This is a genomic window from Donghicola eburneus (genome assembly GCF_900115865.1).
Taxonomy (GTDB): domain Bacteria; phylum Pseudomonadota; class Alphaproteobacteria; order Rhodobacterales; family Rhodobacteraceae; genus Donghicola; species Donghicola eburneus.
This window is the reverse complement of record NZ_FOXY01000050.1, coordinates 1-2,180: the sequence shown is the minus strand read 5'-3', so window position 1 is coordinate 2,180 and position 2,180 is coordinate 1. Positions and strand designations below refer to the sequence as shown.

Annotated in this window: 1 protein-coding gene; it reads left to right on the top strand. The window is 52.2% G+C overall.

Going from position 1 to position 2,180, the window contains the following annotated elements; translation table 11 throughout:
- Positions 1-1,041 precede the first annotated feature (1,041 nt).
- Positions 1,042-2,175, top strand: coding sequence for a glycosyltransferase family 4 protein (locus BM225_RS21465; protein WP_092465540.1), 1,134 nt, complete (start codon positions 1,042-1,044; stop codon positions 2,173-2,175).
- Positions 2,176-2,180: the final 5 nt, after the last annotated feature.

Sequence of the window (2,180 nt, the reverse complement as noted above, 5' to 3'; positions counted from 1 at the left end):
CGGCAAGGTTGGGTAATGCATCCGAACGAATGCGCTCAAATGTAGTATCACCAAGCAACGAAACTTGCCAAGGCGCCGCTCTTTTTTCTCTGCTGCCGTAATCCTTGCTACCGAAGACCAGCTATCATGAGCGCGTCTCGCGCACGCAGCATCTGAAGGACACGCAGCCTACCCATGTTTTCGCGAATTCAGTCAAAAACACGGGCAGTGCAACTCCGCAGCACGTTCCTGTCTACTGTTCGTAGCTCGCAGTACGCTCAACCAAAGAAACCAATCTGATTATAGGCTTTGGCTACGCCGCGTTCAGCTTTAGGCTTCGGTGAACGCAATGGGGACGCGCTTTGATAAAAGCACTCATCTGGTCTTCGGCCGAATTGGCGTAGCGCAAGAAAATCATGCATAGGCGCGAGTTCAGCGAAATGTACGTTATTCCACGGCAAGCCAAGTTCTATCGTGACTTCGGTCCGAACCTTCTTCCGCCCCTCCCTGAGCTAGCCAAATAAACAAACAAATTCCGAAAGTTGCTTGTGATGTGTGAACGGCGCGCCCACATCTAAATGCACATGCATGCCGCGAGAGCGTCGCGGAATCAGCTCGATCTTTAAAAAATCCCTCGCCACCGTACGACGTATAAGAACCACGCATCACTTTCCTATCTTCATTGCACAAAATTAAACCGGCCGAATGAGAGAAAAATCGCCAAACTGTTCGCGCATTAGGCGCAATCACGCACATCTACTTTTAGGTACAAGAATTTAGAAACGAACGGCCAGGACGCCGTGTCTGAGCAAAAATCCCGTGAAGTGAACACCTTGGCGACCGATCTGCACACACGGTCTCTCCGCAAGCGCAAGGGAATACCGATCTTTGCAATCCCACTCTTGCACGATTATGGCGGCTAACCATGACTCTGGTATTCCAGACTTATAGCGAAATTCGCCTTGATTTGACTCAAACTTACATACTATCTGGGAAGAATTGATATCTTACGAACTAATACTTTCGCGCTTTCTTCTCGCTTAGACACGAAGGCTTCTGCCCATGCTGTATGCCATCGCATTTCTCCTCTCTGCTGCCATCTGCGGCGCTATCGTTCACTTGAACAACAACAGCGCTCTGCGCTTGACTAGAGATGAAGACCTTGGGGCTATCCAAGCATCCCACTCTCGTCCCACGCCGCGTCTCGGAGGGGTCGGAATTGTCCTTGCTCTAATGGTCGCCATCCTCCTCAGCAGCGGCACTATCGGCACCCATTACCTTGTCGTTTTGGCGGCGGGTGGAGTACTGGCTGTCGTCTCACTCCTAGAAGATATTGGCAAGCCCATGAGTCCGCGTACGCGACTTATAGCAGCTGCGATTTCCGCCGCCATCGCTATACTTCTAACTGGGTACATGATCGATCGAACAAACGAAGTAGTAACCTCCGCAATTCTACAGTTCGCTTGGCCCGCCGCTGCTCTCCTCACGATCTTTATCGTCGCAGGCTTGAGTAATGCCTTCAATTTGGTTGATGGCATGAACGGACTTTGCGGCGCTGCAACCATCGTGTCAGCTGGAACGATGGCAATCATCGCTCAAAGCGTCGGGCTTGAAACGCATGCTCATGTGCTTATGCTCATGTGCATGGCAGTATTTGGGTTCATGCTGTTTAACTTCCCTCGCGGTCACCTGTTCCTCGGTGACATGGGAGCGTACATGATCGGCTTCATTATCGCGTGGGCTGGGATCTCGATCATTGTCGAAGCGCCCCAAGTGTCGCCTTGGTCTATCCTTCTCTGTGTATTCTGGCCCGTCGCGGACACCGCGCTGGCAATCTATCGGCGGAAATGTAAAAAGATGGCGGCCGACCAGCCGGACCGTCTGCACTTCCACCAGCTCATGATGCGCGCAATCGAGATTAACTGGCTGTCCCGCCGACTGCGCTATGTGGCGAACCCTCTGACTACAATTATCTTGACGCCACTCATGGCGGCCCCTGCGTTGGCAGGCGTAATGTTCTACCGGGATCCGCCACTCGCTTTCGTGGCATTCATTCTCTTTTCGATGCTCTTCTTCGGAACCTATCAGATCGGCATCCGTCGAGCATCAAAACGTCGCCTGCCACGTGTTCTTGGTCCTGCCTTGAAAGCCCACCCTCTTCACAGGGACAAAAAGTTGAAGACGCAGGACGCATGATAGAG